This window comes from Flavobacterium sp., from assembly GCF_024305175.1.
Taxonomy (GTDB): Bacteria; Bacteroidota; Bacteroidia; order Flavobacteriales; family Flavobacteriaceae; genus Flavobacterium.
In genome coordinates this window covers 20,838-41,488 of the sequence record NZ_JAMWYY010000005.1, presented here as the reverse complement: position 1 = coordinate 41,488, position 20,651 = coordinate 20,838, and the positions used below count along the sequence as shown (strand labels likewise).

The window sequence follows — 20,651 nt, the reverse complement described above, 5'->3', positions numbered from 1 at the left end:
TTTAATTTTCGGGTGCAGGCTGTTGTTTCTTCTGCCCGTACAGGTATAGTGAGTGGTTGTGTATCTCTATACCGAATATTTCTTCTATCGTCTTTTTAATGGACTGTATACGCGGGTCGCAAAACTCTATCACCTCGCCGGTATCGGTCATAATGATATGGTCGTGCTGCTTGTCGAAATATGATTTTTCATAATGCGACTGGTTTTGCCCGAACTGGTGGCGGCGCACCAGGCCGCAATCCAGCAGCAGCTCTATTGTGTTATACAGCGTGGCACGGCTAACACGATAGTTCTTGTTCTTCATCTTTATATAGAGCGACTCAATATCAAAATGTTCCTGGCTGTTATATATTTCCTGGAGTATGGCATAGCGTTCAGGAGTTTTCCTGTGGCCCTTGTCTTCCAGAAATTTGGTGAAGACATTTTTTACAATATCCTGATTTTTATTATTATCCATTTGCCTGTCTGTCAAAATGCAAAGATAATCTATTTTTTCCTGAACATAAAGTTTTAGTTACGCATTCGCTATCCGTGTTACTTTATCTATCCCGTCTATCTTTTTAATGTTGTCGATAAGTTTTTTCAGGATGGTGTTGTTTTGCACCACTACCGTTACCTGCCCGTTAAAAACCCCTGCATTACCGTTAAGGCTTATGCTTTGTATGTTTACATTCATATTGTTACTTATTACCTTGGTAAGCTCATTAGTAAGCCCCAATGTATCCATACCCGTAATTTTAAGGGTAGCCTTAAATTCTTCCTGAGATGAGTCGATCCATTTGGCAGGTATTATGCGATAGGCATAATTGCTTTGCAGCCTTATCGCATTAGGACAATCTTTTTTATGGACTTTAATACCTTCATTTATAGTAATAAAACCAAACACATCATCACCCGGTATAGGGTTACAGCAGTTAGCCAGTTTATAATCGAGCTTATCTTCATTCTTACCGAAAACAAGCAGGTCATAATTTCGGCTTATCTCATCTTTATGAATTTGTTCCTGTGAAACCTGCGGCGAACGCTTGATACGGTTTTTAAAGAAGTTCATTAGTGTGTTGCCCTTCATAGCCGCAAAATCCTTAAGCTGCTGGTTATCTATAGTGCCAACGCCAACGCGGTAAAACAGGTCGAGGCTTGTTTTTAGCTTAAAGTAGCTTACAAGCTCATTAACGGTAGATTCGTTTAGCGTAACCTTTAAATGACGTAGCTTACGGGTAAGCAGTTCTTTACCTTCTTCGGCTATTTTTTTGGTGTTTTCGTTAAGGACATTCTTTATTTTGTTGCGCGCACGGGATGTAGTTACATAGTCGAGCCAGTGCGAGTTTGGTTTTTGGTTGGCCGAGGTTATAACCTCTACCTGGTCGCCGCTGTTAAGCACATGGTTAAGCGGTACCAGCTTTCCGTTTACACGTGTACCGCGTGTATGCACCCCAATTTCTGAGTGTATGCTAAAAGCAAAATCTAAAGAGGTGGCACCTTTGGGCAACGATTTTATCTCACCTTTAGGGGTAAAAACATAAATTTCTTTGCTGTACAGGTTCAGCTTAAAGTCTTCTACAAAATCTACCGCATTGCCCGATGTATTCTCTAATGCTTCTTTAAGCAGGTTAAGCCATGTTTCAAGCCCATGCTCTTCGCTGCTTCCCTGTTTGTATTTATAGTGCGCTGCATAGCCTTTTTCGGCTACCTCGTCCATCCTTTCACTGCGCACCTGTATTTCTACCCAACGCCCTTTAGGGCCCATTACGGTAATGTGCAGCGCCTCATATCCTGTAGATTTTGGCGAAGATATCCAGTCGCGCAGCCTGCTCGGGCTTGGGCGGTAATGGTCGGTTACAATAGAATATATTTTCCAGGCCAGGAATTTCTCGTCATTCTGGTTTGCTTTATAGATGATGCGCAGTGCAAACTTATCATACACCTCTTCAAAGCTTACACCCTGGTTCAGCATTTTGCGGCGTATGGAATAGATAGATTTCGGCCTGCCTTTAATAGTATATTCTATCCCTTCGGCATCCAGCGATTTCTGTAGTACGTCCGATATGGATTTTATATAGGCATCCTGCTCTTCTTTACTTTCTTTAATTTTGCTTACTATGCCATGGTAAACATCAGGCTCGGTATATTTAAGCCCTAAGTCCTCAAGCTGGTTTTTTATGTTGTAAAGCCCCAGCCTGTGCGCAAGTGGTGCATATATGTATAACGTTTCAGATGCTATTTTGGCCTGCTTATAATCAGCCATAGAGTCCATCGTCTGCATGTTGTGCAGCCTGTCGGCAATCTTGATAAGTATAACCCTTACATCATCATTAAGTGTAAGCAGCATCTTGCGGAAATTCTCCGCCTGCATGGATATCTCCTGGTCTGTTTTTACCTGTGCTATTTTGGTTAACCCCTCTACAATCTGGGCTATTTTAGGGTTAAACATATTTTCTATATCCTCAACCGTTAGCTCGGTATCTTCAACTACGTCATGCAAAAGCGCCGAAGCGATAGACGTTGCACCCAGGCCAATTTCTGAGGCTACGATTTTTGCGACGGCAATAGGGTGGAAGATGTAGGCTTCTCCCGATTTTCTCCGTTGTTCTTTATGTGCATCAACAGCAACATCAAAAGCTTTTCGTATCAGCTTTTTGTCTTCTTCGGTAAGTGTCTGGTAACTGATGCGGAGTAACTCCTTATATTCTTTGGCTATTGCCTTGTTTTCCTGCTCAAGATCTATCTCTGTCATACAACTGTTTAGTATAGCCTAAAGTTACAGAAAAGATTTGTTATTAACAATATGCAGAAAGCCAATATTAACTCCAATGACAAACAAAAAAAGGCGGAAGCTTTATGCTCCCGCCTTTAGTAAACCCACAAAAAATTAAACATTAACGTAACCCGCCTGCAGCATTAATCCTTTCACCGGTTATCCATGCAGCATCATCGCTTGCAAGGAACGCCACCGCCCCGGCAATATCTTCAGGATATCCCACGCGGCCCAGTGGTGTGGCAGCAACAATATTTTTCTCCATATCGCTGCCTTTAATACCCGCAGCGTCTCCTCCTTCGGTACGGGTAAGCCCGGGCGATACCGTATTTACACGAATGTTTTTTGGAGCAAGTTCTGCCGCAAGGCCGCGCGTAAGTGTATCTAATGCGCCTTTTGTAGCCGAATATACGGCTGTGCCGGCGCTCGGGCTAACGGCAATTACAGAACTAATATTAATGATACTGCCACCCTCTGCCGGGAAATATTTTAAGGCTTCCTTAGCAGTAAGTATCGGGCCGAGCACATTAATACCAAACTGCCTGTTGTATTCGTCTATAGTAATTTCTTCAAGCATCTGGAAACCATATACACCGGCATTATTTACCAGTATATCGATTTTGCCGAATGCATTTGCTGTTTCGCTGAATAGGCGCACCACGTCTTCTGCGTTAGCCACGCTTCCCTGCACTGCAATTGCGGTTCCGCCGTCGGCTTGTATATCCCTTACTGTTTTTTCGGCTCCTGCCTTATCAGAGGCATAATTTACAGCCACAGTAGCACCATGCGCAGCAAGTTTTTTTGCTATTGCAACACCTATTCCTTTAGAAGCGCCGGTTACCACCGCCACTTTACCTTTTAGATTTGAATTCATATTTATATATTTAAATTTTTAGATGTTTTTAATTTGAGATTTATATATCTCAGATTGCTGGTACAATATTACGAAAAAAATAAATACATTGAAATATTTCGATATGTTTTTTACTGCGCGAAAGCTGAAAGGTAGTTTATATAGTCAGTAAAAACTTTATCGTCAATAGAATAGCGCATTTCCCTGCCTTCTTTTTCGGGTATAACAAGACCTGCATCTATAAGCTGCTTAAGGTGGTGCGAAACAGATGGCTGAGCAAGGTCTATCATTTCTCTTATGCAGGCACACGCCATGCACTTGTTCTTCTTTATCTCCTGTAAGATCTTTAGCCGGTGGGGGTCGCCCAGGGCTTTAGATATGCGCTCAAATTCTTTTGCCGTCATAGTATTGAAAAATGCAAATTTATCAATAAATAACCACAGCTAAAAATAACTTAACATTTGGTTTATGTTCAGAGGATACTAAAAGCAATATAAAAAGCACTCAAAAGTTTCGAGCTTACCTTCTTTAAAATACAGCCGCCATTCGTAAAGCGCATTTTCATCTTTCGGGAAAAAAGTAATGATCTGCCCGGCTTCGCCGTTTTCATCTACATACTCTTCTGCCATACCTGCTGCTATGGGATACACCTTTTTAAAATATTTAAAAGTTGTGGTGTGGTCGAACCAGTCATTTTTAAACTGGATGTACATATTGCGCCTGCGGCTGAAATCGATACTCCGGAATTGAAGCGTATCGTTTACTATTTCATACCGCGCCCCTTTATAGTCTGCTACTGTAACACTATTTCCGGTAGAGCAGCTTTCACCGGGCATAGGGTCAGTAACTTCATAATCACCACTGTATTTTTTATCGAAATCCTTTTTAGATATGGTAAGCGGTATCTTTTGGTTTATACTTAAATCTTCCCATGACATATACTCGTTTTTCTGTGCTGTTGCACAGAGTGTAAAAAGCAATATAAATACGGTTAGTAGCTTCATGGGGATTTTTTTGTTCAGCCTAAATTAAATAATTTATCTTAAACTGCATCAGCTTTATCGGTTTGCATTGCTACAGCAGGCGATAGCGCGGCCTGATAGTCGAGAAAATCTTTCTTAGCGGCAAACTGCATGTTAGAAAGTGCCACACTAAAATTGTTCAGGGTATTAAAAAAGATAGTTAAAGCGGCCTCGTTAAACATATCATATTCAAAATACACCCATTCCTGCGAAAGGTATTTTTCAAAAGCATCTTTGCTGTTTACGTTTACATGCTCATAAAAAGGTTTTTCAGCTATTTGCTTTACGGCTTCTTTAAATGGTTTTTCGGAGTTGTAAAGCTTCTGCATTTTTGCGGGTATGGTATCTGCCTCATTACTTGAATTTAAAAATGCAGTGGCATCGTGCAGTGGCACAAGTGTTTTTGCTAATGTATCCGAATCCTGCATTGTTTTCAGGTAAGCCTCATATTTATTCTTATACTCGTCCTGTTTTCCATGCTTTACAGCAAGATGGTAGTAATAGCCAAATATTTTTGTTTCGTTGGCGGTAATGTTATTCCTGTAATCAGTAAGCTTTATATTTAGGGTTTCAAGCAACGTCCTGGTGTCTTTTGCCTTGTAGCGGTTACCGTCATAGTCATACGTTTTTACCGGTGTACCACCGGCAGCTATCTGGTTTAGTATGGCAATATCACCTTCAAGGCCTATGCATTCATTAACACTGCTTATACTGTTCTCACCAAACAGCTCTTCTTCTGTTACATGCTCTTCTCCTGCAAGCGACTCTAAAGCCACAATGCCCAGATTAAGCTCATCATAAAAGCCGTTATACTTTTTGTTGAAAGTATATTTGGCTATGCCCTCATTATATTCACTCCTGAAATGCTCTTCGATATGGGTGGTTGTGTTGCCGGGGTAATAAACATTAGAGAAGAGCTTTTCGGTAACCATCCGTTGTGTGGCTTCCTTATCCGTAAACAAAGTCAGCGCATTAGCATTATCCGTGTCAGGCTTTACAATATTAAGGCTGTCAAGGCGTGCCACCCTGTCGGCATCACTCGGGTGTGACGACCACTGGTCGTCAAACTCCAGCTTAGATTTATTGAGTTTCTTAATATCAGATACTGCTATATGGGGCAAACCGTGCCTTACAGGCAGTTGCAGGTTGTGTATTACCCTTTCAATCACTATGTGCTGTTGCGGATAGATGTTGACAGGCTTTTGGTTATCGCGAATTTTTTCTCCGTAAAAGTTGAGCACGCTGTTGTATGCACTGTCCGAAAGGCCTGCACGCAATAATGATGTTGCAAGCGCCTGAGAGCCTGCAACGTTTGCCGCAACTTCATCGGCATGAAATTCCATTTCGCGCGAAAGGGCTAAGTAATTTATATTTAACACTTGATAAACCTGCTTAAGTACCCACTGTATGCCTGTTACTACTGTAACACCAATTGCCACAAAAATTGCAAAGAACCCACTAAAGCTTGCCCAACGGCTTATTGCTTTGCTGTACCCGGTATTTTCAAAAAGCATGTTGTGGATAATGCGGTTTACATTGTGCACATAGCTGCCCACCTTCATGCTGCGCTGAGAAAAGTGCCCGAATTCATGTGCAAGGATGCCTTTAAACTCATCTACAGTAGTGGTATTCATTAGCCCTATGCCTATCATCAGGTTTTTGCGTACGGGCAGGAACATGCTCCAAAACCCTGAACTGTAAAATACAGCCGCATTTACATTGGGTGTAAGGTAAACATGTTTAGGAAACTGCGTTCCTGTCTGCATAACAATATCTTCTATCAGTGCAAAGATTTTAGGTTCCTGCTCGCGGGTTATTTCAGTAAGGTCATCCCTGCTTTCTTTAGAGGAAGATACTACGAACTTAAGCAGGAAAAAGAGTACCAGCAAACCAAGGCTCATAACACCGATACCAAGCATAAGAGTGATACCGTGGCGCCCACTTACAATAATATAAAAGCCGGCATAAGCGCAAGCAACGGTTAATGCCACTGCCATTGCAATAAGTATAATATAGGATATAACAAAAAGTATAACAGATAAAATAGCCTTTGTAGCTTTCTGTTTAAAATCTTTAGAGACGGTAACCTGGTTCATTGTTTATGGTAAATTAAATCCTCTTTGTCTTTTTGCTTCGAAAATAAGTATTGCAGCCGCCACCGAAACGTTCATCGAGTCGATTTCGCCATGCATGGGTATAATGATATTTTGCTTTGCGGCATCGCGCCATTGCTGTGTTAATCCTGCATCTTCGGTGCCAACCACAAGTGCGGTGGGCTGTGTGTAATCCTGCGTGTGGTAGCTTACGGAATTTTGAAGCGTAGCGCTGTAAATGCTGATGCCTTTCTTATTAAGATAAGCTACAACCTCTTGTGTAGTGCCTGTAGCAACGGTATTGGTAAAAAGGCAACCCACACCCGAACGTATAATATTAGGACTGTACAGGTCGCTTTTTGGGTTGGCTATAATAACAGCATCAAGCCCTGCGGCATCAGCAGTGCGGAGTAAGGCACCTATATTACCGGGTTTTTCAGGCGCTTCAGTTACCAGTAGTAAGGGGTTCTCTCCCAATACAAGCTTTTCAAGCGAATGATCTTTTAAAGCCGCTACTGCCATAAGGCCTTCGGTACTGTCGCGGTAAGCCAGTTTTTGGTAAACTTCTTTTGTTATTCCTATCAGTTCTGCCTGTGTACCTGCCAGTTCCCGTACCTGATTTTCTGTTAGCAGTTCCGGTACAAAAAGCAAGGTTTGTATAGTATAGCCGCCCTTGCGTGCCAGCATTACCTCACGCCGGCCTTCTATTAAAAAAGTGCCGCTTTGCCTGCGTGCTTTTGCTTTTTCCTGCAGTTGCACCAACGATTTTATAAATGGGTTCTGTATGCTGCTTATCTGTTTCATGGCAATCTATAAAATTCCGCGCGCCTTAATTTCAAGATACTTATTAATACTCTCTATAGTCAGGTTCTCGGGTTTTGTTAGCACTGAGTAAATACCATATTTGCGGAGCTCATTTACAATAAGCCTTTTCTCAAACGCAAATTTTTCGGCAATCACCTGGTCATAAACTTCTTTTATAGAATCAGCTTTTTTATGGATAAAAGCATCAAGCTCTGTATTTTCGAAAAACACCACCACAAGCAGGTGGTTTTTAGCAATGCCTTTAAGATAGGGCAGTTGCCTGTTTAAACCATCCAGCGTTTCGAAGTTGGTATAGAGCAAGATCAGGCTGCGCTGGGTTATATTCTTTTTAATATCAGCATAAAGCCTGCTGTAATCACTTTCAAAGAAATCGGTTTTAATGTTATACAGGCTTTCCAGTATGCGCTGCATCTGAGAAGTACGCCTCTCGGCTGCCACCCTGTTTTCTACACGCTTGCTAAAAGCAAGCATACCGGCTTTATCCTGTTTTTTTAAAATTACATTACTCAGCACAAGCGTAGCGTTTATCGCATAATCTAAAAGGCTCAGCCCTTCAAAAGGCATTTTCATTACACGCCCTTTATCTATAACCATATACACATTCTGCGAGCGCTCATCCTGAAACTGGTTTACCATCAGCTCATTTTTCTTAGCTGTGGCCTTCCAGTTTATAGTGCGGATGTCATCTCCCGAAACATATTCTTTTATCTGCTCAAACTCCATGGTATGCCCAATACGCCTGATTTTTTTGAGGCCATACTGAAAAAGCCTGTTCGAAAAAGCCATCAGGTCATACTTTCGTAACTGGATATAAGAAGGATAGGTAGGCACCATTTGCCCCTCACCAAACGCGTACCTGCGCGACACAAGGTGCAATGGCGAAGAAACATAAATGTTTAGCTTACCGAAATAATATTCGCCCCTTTCAACAGGGCGCAGGCTGTATTCAAAAGTGTCTGTTGCTCCTGCTTTCAGGTGCCTTTTAATACTGAAATTACGCATCTGGAACTGTACGGGTACCTCATCTATAACCTTCAGGTTTACCGGAAAGCCGTAGCTGCTTTCGGCCTTTACCTGTACAGGGTTTTGGTCTCCGTTAGAAAATTTTTCGGGTGCCGTACGCTGTGCCTTAAAGCGCTCATTACCTGCAAAAAGCAGCAGTATGTCTATAAGCGTAAAGGCAGCCAGTATGTATAGCAGCAGCCATAATGCATTATAGAAAGCAGGGAAAAAATAAGCAATAATAAATCCCGCTATAATGCCGCAAAGCACATAGAAAAAGAAATTGGTTAGGTATAAGCTCCTGAAAAACTTCATTAGCGCGGTATTTCTACAGTATCAATTATCTGCTTTATAATTTCCTGGCTGGTAAGGCCCTCCATTTCACGTTCCGGTGCTACCACAACACGGTGCTGCAATACAGGCACTGCTGCTTCTTTAATATCTTCTGGGGTTACAAAGTCCCTGCCCCTTAATGCCGCATAGCCTTTTGCCGCGTTTAGTATAGCAATAGAAGCACGCGGAGAAGCACCCAGGTACAGGAATGCATTTTCACGCGTATTGGTTACTATGCGGGCGATATACTGTATCAGCTGCGGCTCTACGACAATGTGCTTAACCAGTGCCTGGTACTTAACTATCTGTTCGCTGTTCAGTATGGGCTTAATATTTTCGAGCTTGCTGCGTTCCTGCAATGCATTTTCGCGTTGCAGTATGGATATTTCCTCCTCAAGGTTAGGATACTCAATGGTAATTTTAAAAAGGAAACGGTCTAACTGTGCTTCCGGCAGCCTGTAAGTACCTTCCTGCTCAATTGGGTTTTGCGTGGCAATGGTAAGGAAAGGGGCTTCCATCTCGTAGCAGGTACCCTCTACGGTTATCTGCCTTTCTTCCATTACTTCAAACAGTGCAGCCTGGGTTTTTGCAGGCGCACGGTTAATCTCGTCAATCAGTACAAAATTGGAGAAAATAGGGCCTTTTTTAAAATCAAATGTTGACTTGGAAAGGTCAAATACCGATGTACCCAGGATATCCGAAGGCATTAAATCGGGCGTAAACTGTATCCTGCTAAAATCCAGCGACAATGTCTTTGCAAGGAGTTTTGCCGTTATGGTTTTTGCCACGCCGGGAACACCCTCAAGCAATACATGCCCGTTTGCCAGTATGGCAACAAGCAGCCTGTCTATCATTTTTTGCTGACCCACAATAACAGTGCTTATTTCCTGCCTTATAGCTTCTATGCCCTGCTGCAGTTCGGCAAGGTCGAGGCGCGACTCAAAGTTAATATTTTCGTCATTGCCTGTAACAGCTTCACCTCCGGTGTTTTCAGGCTGTTGTGGTATCGGGTCGTTATATCCGTTTGTTTCAGGATTGTTATTTTCAAATTCTGTCATAACCTCAGTTTTTCAATTGCTTTGTTAATTTCTATTACATCAGCCTCAGTACTTGCAAACTGCCGGCGGTGTTTCTTTATTAAATTAATAATTTTCTCAATGTCCTCTAATGGTTTGCCCGACTTAAGGTGCAGCTTTTCAGCAAATGCATCATCAAGCGAATAAGTATCTATAAGGTATTCATTGCGTATCTTCTCAAGAAAATAGATAATTTTTTTATCTATAATGTTGCGGTGGTCTTTTTCCTGGTAGTACAGGTTACCTATTGTTTTTGTAAAATCTATCGTGGTGTTTTTAAGCGGCTCTGTTTCGGGCACTATGCGTTGCTTTCTTTTGGCGTTAAAGAACATAAAGATAATAAGGCTCCAGAAGGCAACCCAGAAAGCCGCATGCAGCGCAGGCTGGTTTAATATGTAACGCAGTGGCGAACCCGATATACGTTCGTTTAAGTTACTGCCGGTGTTCCAGTACACATCTGCCTCCGGCATATAAGACAATATATCCTGTGCATATTTATAATGGTCGTCTTTCAGCAGGTGGAAATTACTGAAAGCGGCAGGCTGTGTGTGCAGTAAAAAATTACCATCGCCAAACGGCACGCTTATATAGTTAACCTGTTTCTGATCAATGATTTCCTGATAGCCTAAAACAGTTGTAGCGGCAGTGTCTATTGATTTAAAATAAACAGGCGATGCTCCTTCTTTTAAATAATATTTGCCAGCCTTTGCCGTGTTAATGTAAGTTGAAATTGAATCTGTTAAATAATAAACAGATTGTGTTTCAACTTTCAGCGTATCTAAAATTTTTTGCGGGAACTCATGCATGCTCAGAAAAACCGTGTTGCCATGTTCTGCAAAATAGATTAGTTCCATTGCCGATTCTGCATCCAGATTGTTAAGGGCAGAAATAGCTATAAAAGAGCCGTGTGCAGTATATTCTTTTGTTTCATAATCATACTGCCCATCAAAATACTCGTATGGCGTAATATTGAATTTATTTACATCATGCCCGTCAAAAAGGGCAGGCAACTCTTTATCAAACACAAACAGGCCGAAAGGTATTTTATCATTTGGGTCATAAGTTTGTGACCAGTCAACAGGTTTTGGGCGGGTTGCATCAATAATTATTATTATCGCGAGCACGACTACAATTAATACAACATAAATACTGACTTTCCTGTTCATCTTTATATTGTATTTATAGTTTTACGGAACGCTTTCTCCGCTTTAATAAATGCAGTTTCATCTATAGGGAATTCTCCATACCAACTGTAATCATATAGGTAGGAAAGGTACTCAAACTCCTTTCTCAGGCTGCTGTCTTTAATTTCATAGGCATACTCAGAGTTGGTCTTATCCCAGTGCCAGTTTATTATTTCTTTTACCGACATTTTTTTAAGCAGCCACAGGTAATAATAGCGTATGGCAAGGCGGTAGTTGGCAGACTGGCGTGTTTCTTCTATCAGTGAAGGGAAATCCATCTGTCGGATATCTTCTTCAGTAAGGTCATGTGTGGCTATATTCTTAGCTGACCTACCAAATATCCATCCGCTTTCTTTGTTAAGAACGGCTTTTACAATCATATATACCGCAAAAAGCACTATACCCCCTGCAAGTAAATAACCGAGGTACGACATAATACCTGAATTGGCACCTTCTTCACCGGCTCCGAAAAGATCGCGTAAAAATTTGCCAACTGCTTCCCAAAAGCGATCCCATGCCGATTTAGCCCTTGTTTTGGTTTCATACCTAAACTCGCCATCGCTATAGGTATCTTTAAAATCATCATTAAAGCTTCGCGGGGTAAAAGCGGGAGGTGAAGCCACAGCAGCACTATCGGCTGCTACTGCAGTATAGGTTGCAACAGAGTCGGCAACCTGTAATTGTGGCGAAGGATATGCGGTAGCTGCAAATAGCAGCAGTATATATATAAAATATTTATTCAATGTCTGTTCCTATTAGGTCAATGTCAGAGTGCAGCGAGTTATTCTCTATATTTTCCCTGCTGCTGTAATATATCATTCCCTGGTTTATTAAAAGCACATTGGTAAGCAGGTAACCCACCACCGACGATATAAGAAAGGAAACCAGCATCAGCACACCTAAAGTTGACAGTGCATCAGTCTGGTCTTCCGGCCCCTGTACTTCTGTAAGGGTAAGAAAACCACCAATTATATATGGGATGAGCGATGTTATGGTTTGTACCACATAAAGAATTATAATAAATATTGCGGTAGAGCCTGTGTGTGCCCAAAAGTTAGAAAACACATTATTATAGCCATTTCTCATGGCGGTAAAAAAGCCGTTGTTATTGTTAAGATAGTCATAGAACGACTGCAACACCCAGCAACTCATAAAAGCAAAAACAAACAATGCAACAGGTATGCCTATAAGTATCATTATCAGTAACACGCAAATAACACCCAGTATAGCTGCTATAGGTAAAAATGTAATTAGTGAAAGCAGTGAGAAGATAATGACCTTACCAAAACTTTTTTTAATGCCGCTAACAAGCTCACCTGTTGTGGGAGAGGGTTTTGTTTCCATAATACGCAGGTAAACCACCGGGAAGGCATAGTTTATAGCGCTTAATACCAAGATAAGGATACCGCAAAAAATAGCTGCAGCTATAAAAAAGCCAGTATTGTCGTAAAAATAGCTTTCCAGTAACTGATCCTGCTGCGGGTTGGTAAACCTTGTAAAGAGCCCTTCAAAAAATACCTTGGCACCCAGGTAAACAAGCACGATAAGCACCAGCAAAAAGCCGCCGGCAATTTTTATGTAATTGCTAAAGTAGTTTTTACCTGTAACCCTGAAAAAACTAAAGGTGTCATTAAAAATACTATTAAAATTCCTCTTTTTAAATAGCTGGAACATTAGCTTTCATTTTTTTATTTACCCGGAAAGGATATATCAGGAAATACCAGGATATAACCGAGAGTGTAAACAATATTATAAATATATTAAGTGCCCGTGGCATATCCAGCGAGTAGCGCGTAACAAAGCCTTCCAGCATGCCGGCGGCAAATGTAAAGGGCATTGTGCTCAGTACTATTTTTACACCGTCTTTAAATCCGGTTTTTAATGAGGCAGTGCGTGAGTAGGTTTTAGGAAATAATATAGATGCCCCTAATACAAAACCTGCCGCCGCTTCTATCACTATGGCAAATATTTCCATTGCGCCGTGTATCCAAATACCGCGAACACTTTCCCAAAACACATCCTGCTCATAAAAGAAATACTGGAATGAACCCAGCATAATGCAGTTTTGCAGCAATATATAGCCCGTACCAAATCCTGCAAAAATACCTGCCGCAAAAGACAACAGCCCAACCTTTAGGTTATTTAGTGTTATACCTATGGCGCTGCCCCAGTTGCTGCCGCTTTTATATACGGCAACCGGGTTTCCTTCTTTAATGTTTTCGAGTGTCATGTTTACGTAATAATCACCCATGATAAGCCTTACGAAAGAGCCATCGTTAGCGGCAGATACTGCCCCTATGGCCGTAAACAAAAAGAAAAGAATAAACGCATAAAGTACATAGCGCCTGTTGCGGTACACAATAAGCGGGGCTTCGGTTTTAAAGAAATGCACCAGCCTGTTGGTCTCTTCACGTTTGGTTTTATAGATTTTCTGGTATATGACAGAAGCAAGATGATTAAGATAGGTAACTGTCTTGCTTTTAGGGTAATAGGTCTGTGCGTATGATAGGTCGTTTACCAGATGGATGTAGAGGCTGGCAAGCTCATCCGGTTTTTTTTTAGTTTTACCGAAAATAGCCTGCTCAAATTCAAGCCATTTTTCTTTATTTTGTTTTATAAACGCAGCTTCTCTCATACAAAGGCTAAAATATAAAATATGTCAGAACTATCAATAACCACCACACAAAATGTTAATATAAATTTTAATGCGGCAACCGTAGGAGAACGCATTCTTGCCTACCTGCTCGATCTGGTTATCTGGATAGCCTACTGTGTTATAATATACGGAGTACTTTTCAGGGTTACGGGACTTAATGATCTTTTAAATGAAATGGATACATGGTCGGCCAGAGCTATTTCACTTATTTTTTACCTGCCTGTAATGTTTTATACCCTTGTGCTGGAAAGCCTTATGGAAGGGCAAACGCTTGGCAAGCGCATCATGAAAATTAAAGTGATAAAGATAGACGGTTACCAGGCCGGGTTTGGCGACTACCTGATCCGTTGGATTTTCAGGTTGGTAGAGGTTACGTTCCCATTGTCTTTTGTTGCTGTTATAGCCATGATGGTTAATAAAAAATCGCAGCGCCTGGGCGATATGGCAGCCGGTACAGCCGTAATAAGCCTTAAAAATAATATTAACATTAACCATACCATACTGCGTGAGCTTGACGACCGCTATATTCCGGTTTACCCGATGGTTATAAAGCTGAGTGATAATGATATGCGGATTATTAAGGAAACCTATGAAACCAGCCTGAAAACAACCGACTGGGCCATGATAGAAAAACTGCAGGACAAGATTGAAAAGGTTACAGGTATAAAATCGGTTTCTGCTAACGCTACTGCTTTTATAGAAACCGTGCTGAACGATTATAACTACTATACACAAAAAATGTAATGTTCCACCTGCTGGATGTTTTGGGTACTATGGCGTTTGCCATATCGGGCGTGCTAACGGCTATTAATAAAAAAATGGATCCGTTTGGCGTTTTCGTCATTGCCTTTGTAACAGCAGTGGGTGGGGGTACACTACGCGATGTCCTGATTGGGCGTACACCCGTAGGGTGGATGCGCGACCTGACGTATGTATATGTTATTATTGCAGGTTTTTTTATTGCTTTGCTGTTCCGCAGAAAGCTGGACAGGCTTCGTACTTCTTTATTTTTGTTTGATACTATCGGTCTTGGTGTTTTTACGCTGATAGGCCTCGAAAAAGGACTGGAGGCAGCCCTGCACCCGGTTATATGCATTGCGCTTGGTACCATGACGGCCTGCTTTGGCGGTGTAATACGCGATATACTATGTAACGAAATACCCGTTATTTTCCGAAAAGAGATTTATGCAACCATTTGCCTGCTGGGCGGTATGCTTTTCTTTTTACTGTTATGGCTCAACGTGCCGCAAACACTTGTGTACCTGCTTACTTCGGGTATTATAATTGCCGTAAGGCTAATGGCAGTTTATTATAAATGGGCCTTACCACCGTTAAGCAGATGATTTATTTTGTTACATAAACCCACCCTACAATCGGTTCAGGGTACTCTGGGTCGTTCAATTCTAAAACAAAATAGTAGGTGCCAACAGGCACTGTGTTTCCTTCAGGCCCTACTTTATCTACGCTTGCAATACCATCCCAGTCGGCGGTACTGTGGTTACCCGTCCATACCAGGCTGCCCCAACGGTTGTAGATACTCATTTTAAAGTTGAGGAAGATATTACGCAATCCTTCTACAAAAAATGCATCATTATAGCCGTCTCCGTTAGGGGTAACATAGTTGTAAGTGGTAGGAGGGCACTTTTTAGTACTGAGCATGAATGAGGTTAAGCTGTAGCAGGTCTGGTTATCTACCCTTACAAAAATTTCCTGGGGGTTAGCGGTACTATTATAAGCCGAAGTATTTAAAATACGGTTGCTGTCCTGGTTGGCATCAGCTTCTGAGGCATAAAAATAAACAGTATCGCCCGGTTGGGTTTTAAGCGTTTCTTCATAAGCGGAAAAGTCGAATATTCCCAGCCCGAAGCCTATGTTGCAGGATACTAAACTTTCCGGCTGTTGCAGGCTTGGTGAAAGCGGAAGCAATACAAGTGACGAATCGGTATTATTCATTTCATTCGTTTCAACCACCATACCTGTACCGTCACCAATATCATCTGCAACAAAGAGCAAATCAAAATTGAGTGGGATGTCATCAGGTATCACAAGGCTGATAGTGCTGCTCTCGCTGCCCCCAATAGGAATATCAAGTATTGTTTCGGCATATTCTAAAAAAGTACCGTTTATATAAATTGATATTGGCAGCCCGCCGGGAAGTATATCAAAACTATTGAAGTTATTTACCGTAAATTCTACTGTTACAATGCGGCTGTCGCACTGCAAAATAATATCCGCTATGGTTATGGTAGCGTCAGGGAAAAGGCAGTCAATGGCAGTAAGAGTAAAACTGGTGGTGTCGTAGCAACCGCTTTCATTTTCCAGCCTAACGTAAATGGTTTGCGGATTATTGCCGTCAGAAATATAAGCGGAAGGGTCTGCAATATCATTATCTCCCGTGTTGGCATCATTTTGTGTAGTATGGAATGTAACCATATCTGAGGGGTTATTTTGAAGCAGCGCTATGTAACCTGAAAAATCGAATATACCTATGTTAGTTCCATTATCCGTTTCACACTCGGTCAGGTTAGGCAGTACTTCTGTTATAACAGGACTCACGAATAGCGTACCGGATAATGTTGCGGTATTATTGGTTTCGTCGGTTTCCGTTTCTATGCCCTGCCCGTTTCCTGTATCGTCAACAACAATTGTAATATTCAGGTTTAAATTGCTGCCCGGTATGGTTACTGTAACCGTACCACTCTCTGAACCGCCAATTGGCATATCTGCCAAAGTAGCGGCAGTTGCTATTAATATACCGTTATTATAAATAGCGATAGGAGTTCCGGCAGGCAGTATATCCTGGCTGTCAAAATTATTTACGGTATAGGATAGGGTTATGGTACGCGAATCGCAGCTTTGGTCTAAGTTATTGATTACAATAGTCCCATCGGGATAAAGGCAATCGTCTGTTACTAAAAGGAAAGAACCAATAGAAACACAGCCTTCCTCATTTATAACCCTTACAAATATTTCCTGTGGGTTAGTTGTGGACTGGAATGCTGAGGTATTTGTAATAGGATTTTGTGGTACGCCTGCATCAGCTTCAGAATTATAGAATGTAACTACATCTTCCGGTTCTGTTTTAAGCGACTCTTCATAACCCGAAAAATCAAAAACAGCTAAACCTGAGCCATCATCACAGCCTATAACATTTGGTATTACCGCCGGTAGCGGTGGTGAAAGTATTTGTGACACTTCCAGTATAAACAAGTTATTTTCTTCGTCGGTTTCAGTTACTACACCGCCCTGCCCGTTGCCCTGGTCATCTACTACAGCCAATAACTCGAAATCCTGTGGTGTGCCTGCCGGCACGGTAATTATTGCCGTACCACTTTCACTGCCTCCTATGGGCAGTGCCCCCACTGTTACGGCTGAGCCTGCCTGTTGCCCGTCAGCATAGAATGTTATGGGGGTACCTGCCGGTAGAACATCAGTACTATTAGTGTTATATACAGTATAGCTTACTTCAAAAAAACCTGCATTACAGCTTGTTGTTGCATTATCTATGGTTATGGTGGCATCGGGTAACTGGCTGTTTAATTTGGTAACAATTGCATTTATCATTACAAAATCCTGACCGGATTGCAGGGTTATATCGGCAGTTTCATCGCCAATGTTTATATTGTTTTGTATATCATAAATGTCCAGGTCCATGTTATACAGCGTGTTTGACCCGGTAACACTATTTGTGCCGTTAAAAGCATTATTTACAGGATTAAGCGCATTACTAAGCGGGTTACCATTGATACTTAGGGTTTCGGTTACAGCTAATGAAGAGTCGCCTTCCCAAGCAAGGAAACCAATCTTGGCCCCAACATTATCAATAACATTAAGGCTTGGCAGTGTTATATTAATTGCTGTCGGTACATATTGAAGCCCATCGTAAAGGTTAAGCTGGTTAAGCGGCAGGTTTGGGTTGTAGTAAAATACTATAATGGCCCAGCCGCCAAAGTTGGTTTTAATGCCGCAATAAAGCTGCTCTGCAACTACTGCAGTAAGATCTAATTCTGAAACTGTATAGGTTCCGTTTCCGGTTGCCTGTACTAAATCGGTAACATCTGCAAAGGCGCTGAAATAAGCCCGTGTCTGCCCGTCGGTATTCAGCGCCATTAGCGGAAAATCGCGTTCAGCAGTTATATCAGTGCCGTTAAGCTTTATATCAAAATCGCCCAAACCCGAGCCTGCCCAGTACAGGTAAGCAGCAATAACTTCATCATCGGGATTAAGGTTTAAATCTTCCGATGATGATGTATTTATAGTGCATGTAGCCGTTGGGTTGTTTTCGGCCGGGTTAAGCGTGTTGCCTACAAATGTAAAGTCGTACCGTCCGTTAAATTGCTGGTATAATGATATATCCTGCGCATTAGCGAAGTACCCTGAAAGCAGTAATAGTATAGTGTATAATAGTCTTATTTTCACGTTGGTTAGCGATTTTTGCTTAAAATTAGCAATTATTTACTAAAACCAAATTTTTTAAGCTAAAACAACATAAAGCAATCAGGTTGAGTTATTAAAAGAAAAGGTATATTTTTACATCTTAAACCAAAGCTTAATGTATAGCATAGCGCAATACACCCCGACATATTATACGCAATGGAATGATTTTGTGGCCAACTCCAAGAATGGGACTTTTTTATTCCACCGTGATTATATGGAGTATCACAGCGACAGATTTACTGATTTCTCCTTGCTTGTGTTTGAAAAGAACAAACTTGTCGCCGTTTTACCCGCCAACAGGGTAGGGGGTGTTGTATATTCTCACCAAGGGTTAACGTATGGGGGTATAGTATTGACGAAAAACTACGGATATGAAAAAGTTAAATATCTCTATGCATTACTTCTTAAATTTTTACAGGAAAATCAAATTAGATTAATTTATATAAAAAGTATTCCATCGATATATCATAAAACACCAAGTTTTGAGAGTGAACTTCTGCTGAATTATAATGATGCAAGATTTGAAAAAAGATTAATGAATCTTGCAATTGATTACACCAAAGAATATATAATATCTAAAAGTAAAATTAAGCACTTCAAGAGGCTTGCAACATCAGGTTTTAGAATTGAGGCTGATAATAATTTTGATGTGTTTTGGAATAAAGTTCTCATTCCAAGGCTTAAATCTCGTTATGATGTTAAACCTGTACATACACTTGAAGAAATTAAACTGTTGCATAGAAGATTTCCTGAAAATATTATTCAGTATAATATATATCATGAAAATAGTATTATGGCAGGTATAACATTGTTTATAACCGATAATGTTGTGAAATCTCAATATGGTGCTACAACAGAAACCGGAGAAAAACTGAGAGCTCTAGATTATTTATTTATCACTCTTATAAAGTATTTTTCTGACAAAAAAAACGCTTTTGATATGGGTACTGTAAATGATGGAGAAAGTTATAACAGCGGGTTACTAAAGCAGAAAGAAGAACTTGGCTGCTCTATATTTCCCCAAGATTTTTACAGTGTAACAACAGATTCGTATAAGCTGCTTGATAACGTTTTAATATAGATTCAATTGAAATTTATAAAGTCTATAACTGCTAACCCGGTATTTAAAGTTTCGTCATTAAATGCTTTAAGTGTATTGGTTAAAATAGCAGGCGGACTTATTTCTTCAAAAATAATTGCAATTTTTATTGGCCCTTCGGGTTTGGCACTGGTAGGTAATTTCAGGAATTTTATCAGGCAGGCAGAAGTATTCAGCATGCTTGGTTTCGAAAATGGGATAATAAAATACATTGCGGAAAATCAAAAAAATAAAACTGAGCAATACAAAGTAATATCAACAGTATTTTTTTCAGTGCTGGCAGCAGTTTTATTAGTAGGTATTTTAATTTTACTATTTGCAGCAGAACTAAACAAAGTTTTTTTTGGTAATAATAGTAATTGTGTCTGGATTTTTCGTGTAATGGCATTTGCATTGCCTATGTATGCAGGTAATCTGGTTTTTATTGGAGTACTAAACGGCATGAGCCGTTATAAAGATGTTATAAAAATAAACGTAGCAGGAAATATGGCAGGTGTCATAATTTCAGGTTTTTTAATATGGCAATTCGCTATCTCCGGTGCCCTTTTAGGTCTTTTAGTTTCACCGTCATTACTTTTTTTCCTAACCTTTTACCTATTAACTAAAAAAACAGGGGGAATGAAGTATCTAAAGTTATCGAATTTCAGTAAGCCTGTATTTAGAGGACTTTTATCTTATAGTGCAATGAGTTTGGTTACGGCGTTAATATCACCTTTGGTAATAATATCCATACGAACACAGATTATGTTTGATTACAGCAGTGAAGAAGCAGGGCTTTGGGAAGCTGTCAATAGAATTTCATTCTTCTATTTCATGTTTGTTTCAACATTGCTGACAGTATATTTTTTTCCAAAACTTTCATCATCAAATACTGATAAGGAAACCAACGCTGTTTTTAAAAGTTATTATACCACTATAATTCCGGTATTTGCGTTCGGCTTGTTGATGATTTATTTATTAAGGCACTTTATAATTCTAGTACTTTTTAACGGCGATTTCCTACCTATGGGAAAATTATTTTCGTGGCAACTTTTGGGAGATTTTTTTAAAGCATGTTCACTAATTCTTGGTTATGAATTTTTTGCCAAAAAAATGACAAGGCAATTTATACTTGCTGAATTGTTCTCACTCGGAATACTCTACTTTTCGAGTACACACCTAATAAGCCAATATGGATCTGAAGGTGCAGTGATGGGCCATGCAGTTACGTATTTTATATATTTAATTGTACTTGTTGCTGTCTTCAGAAAAAAAATATTTACAAAAGAATAACATAAAAAATCTTTCATTAATTAGGTGTTATAAATGTATTTGTT

At 40.5% G+C, this 20,651-nt stretch carries 18 protein-coding genes; 4 read left to right on the top strand and 14 right to left on the bottom strand.

Features of this window, described 5'->3' with window-relative positions:
* Position 1 precedes the first annotated feature (1 nt).
* From Q0K96_RS02235 to Q0K96_RS02175, 13 genes are all read right to left on the bottom strand, one after another.
* Complete coding sequence (locus tag Q0K96_RS02235; RefSeq protein WP_223054572.1) at positions 2-457, bottom strand: transcriptional repressor; 456 nt, start codon at positions 455-457, stop codon at positions 2-4.
* 57 nt (positions 458-514) lie between these two features.
* On the bottom strand, positions 515-2,734 hold the full coding sequence (locus Q0K96_RS02230; protein WP_297332381.1) for a RelA/SpoT family protein: 2,220 nt from the start codon (positions 2,732-2,734) through the stop codon (positions 515-517).
* Positions 2,735-2,876: 142 nt separating this feature from the next.
* The gene (locus Q0K96_RS02225; RefSeq protein WP_297332380.1) at positions 2,877-3,629 is read right to left on the bottom strand and encodes a glucose 1-dehydrogenase; all 753 of its coding nucleotides are present in this window, start codon (positions 3,627-3,629) and stop codon (positions 2,877-2,879) included.
* A 110-nt stretch (positions 3,630-3,739) separates the two neighbouring features.
* Positions 3,740-4,012, bottom strand: a complete 273-nt coding sequence (locus Q0K96_RS02220; RefSeq protein WP_297332379.1) for a metalloregulator ArsR/SmtB family transcription factor — start codon at positions 4,010-4,012, stop codon at positions 3,740-3,742.
* Between the two features lie 78 nt (positions 4,013-4,090).
* Positions 4,091-4,612 carry a hypothetical protein gene (locus Q0K96_RS02215; protein WP_297332378.1) on the bottom strand — a complete coding sequence of 174 codons (522 nt, stop codon included), beginning with the start codon at positions 4,610-4,612 and terminating at the stop codon, positions 4,091-4,093.
* A gap of 38 nt (positions 4,613-4,650) precedes the next feature.
* The gene (locus Q0K96_RS02210; RefSeq protein ID WP_297332377.1) at positions 4,651-6,726 is read right to left on the bottom strand and encodes a M48 family metallopeptidase; all 2,076 of its coding nucleotides are present in this window, start codon (positions 6,724-6,726) and stop codon (positions 4,651-4,653) included.
* Positions 6,727-6,729: 3 nt separating this feature from the next.
* Entirely contained in the window at positions 6,730-7,527 is a 798-nt protein-coding gene (locus Q0K96_RS02205; protein WP_297332376.1) for an RNA methyltransferase, read from the bottom strand.
* A gap of 6 nt (positions 7,528-7,533) precedes the next feature.
* Positions 7,534-8,865, bottom strand: coding sequence for a DUF58 domain-containing protein (locus tag Q0K96_RS02200; RefSeq protein WP_297332375.1), 1,332 nt, complete (start codon positions 8,863-8,865; stop codon positions 7,534-7,536).
* Positions 8,865-9,941 carry a MoxR family ATPase gene (locus Q0K96_RS02195; protein ID WP_297332374.1) on the bottom strand — a complete coding sequence of 359 codons (1,077 nt, stop codon included), beginning with the start codon at positions 9,939-9,941 and terminating at the stop codon, positions 8,865-8,867. Before Q0K96_RS02195 ends, Q0K96_RS02200 begins: the two co-directional genes overlap by 1 nt.
* Positions 9,938-11,125, bottom strand: coding sequence for a DUF4350 domain-containing protein (locus Q0K96_RS02190; RefSeq protein ID WP_297332373.1), 1,188 nt, complete (start codon positions 11,123-11,125; stop codon positions 9,938-9,940). The genes Q0K96_RS02195 and Q0K96_RS02190 overlap by 4 nt, the downstream gene beginning before the upstream one ends.
* A 2-nt stretch (positions 11,126-11,127) precedes the next feature.
* Positions 11,128-11,886 (bottom strand): DUF4129 domain-containing protein, encoded by a 759-nt coding sequence (locus tag Q0K96_RS02185; RefSeq protein WP_297332372.1) that lies wholly within the window; start codon positions 11,884-11,886, stop codon positions 11,128-11,130.
* On the bottom strand, positions 11,879-12,817 hold the full coding sequence (locus Q0K96_RS02180) for a hypothetical protein (RefSeq protein ID WP_297332371.1): 939 nt from the start codon (positions 12,815-12,817) through the stop codon (positions 11,879-11,881). Before Q0K96_RS02180 ends, Q0K96_RS02185 begins: the two co-directional genes overlap by 8 nt.
* A complete protein-coding gene (locus tag Q0K96_RS02175) occupies positions 12,801-13,778 on the bottom strand; it encodes a stage II sporulation protein M (RefSeq protein WP_297332370.1) in 978 nt (325 codons plus the stop codon). Before Q0K96_RS02175 ends, Q0K96_RS02180 begins: the two co-directional genes overlap by 17 nt.
* 21 nt (positions 13,779-13,799) lie before the next feature.
* Between Q0K96_RS02175 and Q0K96_RS02170 the strand changes: the two genes are divergently transcribed.
* Positions 13,800-14,543: an RDD family protein gene (locus Q0K96_RS02170; protein ID WP_297332369.1), complete on the top strand. Its 744-nt coding sequence runs from the start codon at positions 13,800-13,802 to the stop codon at positions 14,541-14,543.
* Positions 14,543-15,142 (top strand): trimeric intracellular cation channel family protein, encoded by a 600-nt coding sequence (locus tag Q0K96_RS02165; RefSeq protein ID WP_297332368.1) that lies wholly within the window; start codon positions 14,543-14,545, stop codon positions 15,140-15,142. The genes Q0K96_RS02170 and Q0K96_RS02165 overlap by 1 nt, the downstream gene beginning before the upstream one ends.
* Position 15,143: 1 nt before the next feature.
* On the opposite strand, the gene Q0K96_RS02160 is transcribed toward Q0K96_RS02165, so the two are convergent.
* On the bottom strand, positions 15,144-18,218 hold the full coding sequence (locus Q0K96_RS02160; protein ID WP_297332367.1) for a gliding motility-associated C-terminal domain-containing protein: 3,075 nt from the start codon (positions 18,216-18,218) through the stop codon (positions 15,144-15,146).
* A 133-nt stretch (positions 18,219-18,351) separates the two neighbouring features.
* On the opposite strand from Q0K96_RS02160, the gene Q0K96_RS02155 reads away from it, so the two are divergent.
* Both Q0K96_RS02155 and Q0K96_RS02150 read left to right on the top strand, forming a co-directional pair.
* Positions 18,352-19,317, top strand: a complete 966-nt coding sequence (locus Q0K96_RS02155; RefSeq protein ID WP_297332366.1) for a FemAB family protein — start codon at positions 18,352-18,354, stop codon at positions 19,315-19,317.
* A gap of 6 nt (positions 19,318-19,323) precedes the next feature.
* Complete coding sequence (locus Q0K96_RS02150; RefSeq protein WP_297332365.1) at positions 19,324-20,607, top strand: O-antigen translocase; 1,284 nt, start codon at positions 19,324-19,326, stop codon at positions 20,605-20,607.
* The last annotated feature ends 44 nt before the right edge of the window (positions 20,608-20,651 follow it).